6 protein-coding genes are annotated in these 5,490 nt (G+C 72.5%); 5 read left to right on the forward strand and 1 reads right to left on the reverse strand.

What is annotated here, in order from left to right; genetic code table 11:
- Nucleotides 1-243, forward strand: a 243-nt coding sequence (locus ACIY1X_RS24235; RefSeq protein ID WP_399685650.1) for a RidA family protein, incomplete at its 5' end; no start/stop codon positions are given.
- A 167-nt stretch (nucleotides 244-410) separates the two neighbouring features.
- Entirely contained in the window at nucleotides 411-1,340 is a 930-nt protein-coding gene (locus ACIY1X_RS24240; RefSeq protein WP_399685652.1) for an alpha/beta hydrolase, read from the forward strand.
- Nucleotides 1,341-1,359: 19 nt separating this feature from the next.
- On the opposite strand, the gene ACIY1X_RS24245 is transcribed toward ACIY1X_RS24240, so the two are convergent.
- Nucleotides 1,360-2,268 carry a LysR family transcriptional regulator gene (locus ACIY1X_RS24245; protein WP_399685655.1) on the reverse strand — a complete coding sequence of 303 codons (909 nt, stop codon included), beginning with the start codon at nucleotides 2,266-2,268 and terminating at the stop codon, nucleotides 1,360-1,362.
- 118 nt (nucleotides 2,269-2,386) lie between these two features.
- On the opposite strand from ACIY1X_RS24245, the gene ACIY1X_RS24250 reads away from it, so the two are divergent.
- The 3 genes from ACIY1X_RS24250 to ACIY1X_RS24260 all read left to right on the forward strand — a co-directional run.
- On the forward strand, nucleotides 2,387-3,598 hold the full coding sequence (locus ACIY1X_RS24250) for a 3-hydroxybenzoate 6-monooxygenase (RefSeq protein ID WP_399685658.1): 1,212 nt from the start codon (nucleotides 2,387-2,389) through the stop codon (nucleotides 3,596-3,598).
- Between the two features lie 23 nt (nucleotides 3,599-3,621).
- Nucleotides 3,622-4,323 carry a fumarylacetoacetate hydrolase family protein gene (locus ACIY1X_RS24255; RefSeq protein WP_399685661.1) on the forward strand — a complete coding sequence of 234 codons (702 nt, stop codon included), beginning with the start codon at nucleotides 3,622-3,624 and terminating at the stop codon, nucleotides 4,321-4,323.
- A 40-nt stretch (nucleotides 4,324-4,363) separates the two neighbouring features.
- Nucleotides 4,364-5,490 (forward strand): cupin domain-containing protein (locus ACIY1X_RS24260; RefSeq protein ID WP_399685663.1); only part of this gene is annotated, 1,127 nt, incomplete at its 3' end.

The following is a 5,490-nucleotide window of genomic DNA, read 5'->3' on the forward strand; positions in this document are numbered from 1 at the left end:
GCGCAGGCGCGCCAGGCCTGGGCCAACCTCGCGGCGGTGCTGCACGAGGCCGGCATGGACGCGCGCCACCTGGTCCGCGTGGGCTCCTTCCTGGTCGACCCGGCGCACCTGCCGCTGCTGGGGCCGGTGCGCCAGCCCTTCCTCGGCGAGGCGCGGCCCGCTTCCACCGTGCTGGTGGTGCGCGCCCTGGCGCGGCCCGAGTGGCTGTTCGAGGTCGAGGCCACCGCCTTCCGGCGGGAATGAGAAGGTGTGAACGAACCCGACATGCCCGCTCGTTCTGCCAAAACACCCCCACTCTGCGTTGCAAATGCTCGCCATAGCCCGAGCTATGGCTGCGCTTTGCGCCTTGATTGGGGGCGTTTTGGCAGCCCGCTCGGCCACGCCGGATTCATTCACACCTTCTGAGCCCGGTGTCCCGCTCGGCCCATTCCGCCGACGCCCGGCCGCCGGCGCTGACGGCCCGGCTGCGCGAGATCGGCCCGCGCTGGCACCTGGACATCCGCGCGGCGAGCGAAGAGACGAAGGCGCTGTACGAGCCGCTGCTGGAAGCCGCCTGCGCTGCGCCGGACGGCGTGCAGGTGACGCGCGACATCGCCTACGGCAGCCACCCCCGGCAGACCCTCGACGTATACCGCCCGGCCGGCGCCCGCGGCGCGCCGGTGGTGGTGTTCGTGCACGGGGGCGCCTTCGTGCGCGGCGCCAAGGACGCCACCGTGCAGATGTGGGGCAACGTGCTGCGCTGGTTCGCGCGCCGGGGCTGCGTCGGCATCAACGTCGAGTACCGGCTGGCCGGCGAGGCGCCCTACCCCGGCGGCGCGCAGGACGTGGCACTGGCCTGCGACTGGGTGGCGCGGCACGCCGCCGCGCACGGCGGCGATCCGCGGCGCGTCTGCCTCGTCGGCCATTCGGCCGGCGGCACGCACGCGGCCGCCTACGCCTGCGATCCGCTGCTGGGCCTGGCCCCGAGGGCGCACGCGCTGGTGCTGGTGTCGGCGCGGCTGCGTGCCGACGTGCGCCGCGACAACCCCAACGCCGCCGGCGTGCGCGCCTACCACGGCGAGAACGAGGGCCGGCTGGCGCTGCTCTCGCCGGTGGCGCATGCCGCGCGGCTGCAGCTGCCGGTGCTGGTGGTCAACGCCGAATACGAGAACCCCTGGCTGGACGTCTACGGGCTGGAGTTCGCGCACGTAGTCGGCCAGGCGCGCGGCCGGGCGCCGCTGCACATCGCCCTGCCCGACCACAACCACATCTCGGTCGTGGCGCACTTCAATTCGGGCGAGTCATGGCTGGGCGAGCAGGTCCTGGCCTTCTTCGAGCAGGCCTGCGCGCGGGGCGGCTGACGGGGCGCGGGCGCGCCTCTCAGGGCGCCGGCCTGCGCCCGCCGAAGAGCTGCGCCAGCGTGCGCCGCAGCCAGGCGTTGCCGTCGTCGGCGTGGAAGCGCGCGTGCCAGTGCTGCTTGACGGCGTAGTCGGGCAGGGCGAAGGGCGGCTCCACCAGGCGCACCGGCTCCTGCGTGGACAGGATCTCGCCCAGGATGCGCGGCACCACCGCCAGCAGCTGCGTCTGCGCCACGATGCGCGCCACGCCCAGGAAGCTCGACAGCCGCACCGCCACCCGGCGCTCGATGCCGGCACGGGCGATGGTCTTGTCGACGATCGCGTGGCCGGTGCCGGAGGAGGCGATGAGCGCGTGCGACTCCGCCGAGAAGGCTTTCCTCGTGAGGCGCGCGCCGATGCGCGGATGGTCCTGCGCCACCAGGCACACGAAGTTCTGCCAGAAGAGGGTCTGTCCGTAGAAGCCGGCGTCCAGTTGCGGCATGAAGCCCACCGCCAGGTCGATCTCGCCGTCCTCCAGGCGGCGCGAGCTGGCGCCGGAAATGATCTCCGTCTCGATCTGCACCCCGGGCGCCACGCGGCCCAGGTGGTCGAGCAGGCGCGGCAGCAGCACCACCTCGCTGATGTCCGTCAGGCAGATGCGGAAACGCCGCGTCGCCCGCTCGGGCACGAAGGCCTCGCGGCTGGCGCGGGCGCGCTCGATCTGCGCCAGCGCCTCGCGCAGGGCGGGCTGGATCTTCTGCGCGTGCGGCGTGGGCTGCATGCCCAGCGCGGTGCGCTCGAACAGGCGGTCGTCGAAGTGCGCGCGCAGCTTGTTCAGCGCCGTGCTGGCGGCCGCCTGCGCGATGCCCAGGCGCTCGGCCGCCTTGGAGACGCTGGCCGTCTGCCACACCTCGTCGAAGACCTTGAGCCATTCCAGGTCGAGCTTGGACATGCCGCCTCTCCATCTATTGAAAAACGAGATACGAAGTATCCGCTACAGCGCTTGATGCAATAGTGGTGGCCGCGAACAATCCGCGCCATTGACAGACATCAAGAGCCAGGAGACGCACATGGCGAACACGAACCCCACGACTTCCTCCCAGCCGGTGCTGGTGGCCGGCGGCGGCATCGGCGGCGTGGCCGCCGCGCTGGCGCTGGTGCGCCGCGGCTTCGACGTGCTGGTGCTGGAGCAGGCCGCGCAGCTCGGCGAGATCGGCGCCGGCATCCAGCTCGGCCCCAACGCCTTCGCCGCCTTCGACGCGCTGGGCATCGGCGAGATCGCCCGCGCCCGCGCCGTCTACACCGACGAGATGGTGATGCACGACGCGCTGGACGAATACTGCGTCGGCCGCATCCCCACCGGCGAGGCCTTCCGCAAGCGCTTCGGCAACCCCTACGCGGTGATCCACCGCGCCGACGTGCACGGCTCGCTGCTGGAGGGCGCGCACGCCACCGGCCGCATCGAGATCGCCACCGGCGCCCAGGTGCAGCGCGTCGAGCAGGACGACGCCGGCGTGACCGTGGTGACGGGCGACGGCCGGCGCTTCCGCGGCGCGGCGCTGATCGGCGCCGACGGCGTGAAGTCGGCCGTGCGCCGCCAGTACGTGGGCGACGAGGCGCGCGTCTCCGGCCATGTGGTCTACCGCGCGGTGGTGGACCGTGCCGACTTCCCCGCCGACCTGCAGTGGAACGCCGCCAGCATCTGGGTCGGCCCCAACTGCCACCTGGTGCACTACCCGCTGCGCGGCGGCGAGCAGTACAACGTGGTCGTCACCTTCCACAGCCGCGACCAGGAAGAGTGGAGTGTGCGCGAGGGCAGCCGCGAGGAGGTGCTGAGCTACTTCGAGGGCATCTGCGCCAGGGCGCGCCAGCTCATCGAGCTGCCCAGGGACTGGAAGCGCTGGGCCACCGCCGACCGCGAGCCGATCGGCCAGTGGGTGTTCGGGCGCGCTGTGTTGCTGGGCGACGCGGCACACGCCACGCTGCAGTACATGGCGCAGGGCGCCTGCATGGCGATGGAGGACGCGGTGACGCTGGGCGAGGCCCTGCGCGCCACGGACAACCAGTTCGACAAGGCCTTCGCCCTCTACCAGAAGTCGCGCGTGGCGCGCACCGCGCGCGTGGTGCTGTCCTCGCGCGAGATGGGCCGCATCTTCCACGCCAGGGGCGTGGAGCGGCTGGTGCGCAACGAGCTGTGGAAGGGCCGCACACCCGAGCGCTTCTACGACGCCATGGAATGGCTCTACGGCTGGACCGTGGACACCTGCCTGGCCAAGGACTGAACGAACCCAAGGAATGAACCGACATGACCGACTACCTCTGGACCCCGCCCCCCGTCGCCAGCGTGCCCGTGCGCGGCGAATCGCGGCGCCTGCCCGTGCAGCGCCTGTTCTTCGTCGGCCGCAACTACCACGCGCATGCGGTGGAGATGGGCCGGCCGGTCGACAAGTCCGTCGAGCAGCCCTTCTACTTCACCAAGAGCCCGTCCACGCTGGTCGAGTCGGGCGCCACCGTGGCCTACCCGCCGGGCACGCAGAACTACCACTTCGAGATGGAGCTGGTCGTCGCCATCGGCGCGCCGGGCTTCCGCGTGGCGCGCGCCGATGCGGCGAAGCTGATCTACGGCTACGCCTGCGGCCTGGACATGACGCGCCGCGACCTGCAGCTCGCCGCGCGCGACAAGGGCCGGCCCTGGGACCTGGGCAAGGACGTGGAGCAGTCCTCCGTCATCTCCGAGATCGTGCCGATGCCCGGCACCGTGCTGGAACGCGGCGCGATCGCGCTGGCCGTCAACGGCCAGGTGAAGCAGCAGTCCGACCTCGACAAGCTCATCTGGAACATCCCCGAGCTGATCGAGGACCTCTCGAAGTACTACCACCTGCAGCCCGGCGACCTGATCTACACCGGCACGCCCGAGGGCGTGGGCGCGCTGCAGCCCGGCGACCGCGTCACGGGCCAGGTGGACGGCGTGGGCGAGATTGCCCTCACCGTCGCGCCGGCCGAGTGAAGCCCGCAGAATCGTCGCCATTCCGACAAGGAGACACACGATGGCCGCCGTGATCGACGTTCCCCCCTCGCCCGTGCGCCTGAAGGCCGTGGCCGCCCCCGGCCAGCCCGAGCCCACGCCCGCGCTCGAACAGCTCTACCGCGGCTTCGAGCAGGAGCTGCTGGTGCCGCTGTGGACCGAGATCGGCGACCTGATGCCGCCGCAGCCGCGCAGCAAGGCGGCGGCCCACCTGTGGCGCTGGGAGCGCCTGAAGCAGCTCGCCGGCGAGGCCGGCCGCATCGTGCCCGTGGGCCGCGGCGGCGAGCGCCGCGCCATCGCGCTGGCCAACCCGGCGCTGGGCGGCCGGCCCTTCGCCACGCCCACGCTGTGGGCCGCCATCCAGTACCTGATGCCGGGCGAGAACGCGCCCGAGCACCGCCACACGCAGCACGCCTTCCGCTTCGTGGTCGAGGGCGAGGGCGTGTGGACGGTGGTGGGCGGCGACGCGGTGCGCATGTCGCGCGGCGACTTCCTGCCGCAGGCCGGCTGGAACTGGCACGCGCACCACAACGCCGCCACCGAGCCGATGGCCTGGATCGACGGGCTGGACATCCCCTTCGCGTACATGACCGAGTCGCAGTTCTTCGAGCACGGGCGCGACGCGATCAGCGAGGCCGAGCAGGGCACGCCCGAGCGCTCGCGCTCCGAGCGGCTGTGGGGCCACCCCGGCCTGCGCCCGCTCTCGCAGCCGGCCGACACGGCGGGCTCGCCGCTCCTGGCCTACCGCTGGGCCGACACCGACCGCGCGCTGGCCGACCAGCTCGCGCTGGAGGACGAGGGCCACCCCGGCGTGGTGAGCGCCGGCCACGCCGCCGTGCGCTTCACGCACCCCGGCACCGGCCGCGACGTGATGCCCACCATCCGCTGCGAGATGCACCGCGTGCGCCGCGGCGGGCGCACCCGCGCCTGGCGCGAGGTCGGCTCCTCCGTCTACCAGGTGTTCGACGGCACCGGCAGCGTGCGCGTGGGCGGCCAGCAGTGGCGCGTGCAGCGCGGCGACCTGTTCGTCGTGCCTTCGTGGGTGCCCTTCCAGGCGCAGTGCGATGCCGACGCGCCCCTGCTCGACCTGTTCCGCTTCGGCGATGCGCCGATCTTCGAGGCGCTGCACCAGCACCGCGTGCAGGTCGA

Origin of the sequence: Xenophilus sp. (assembly GCF_044462705.1) — a bacterium.
GTDB classification, from domain to species: Bacteria; Pseudomonadota; Gammaproteobacteria; order Burkholderiales; family Burkholderiaceae_C; genus Xenophilus; species Xenophilus azovorans.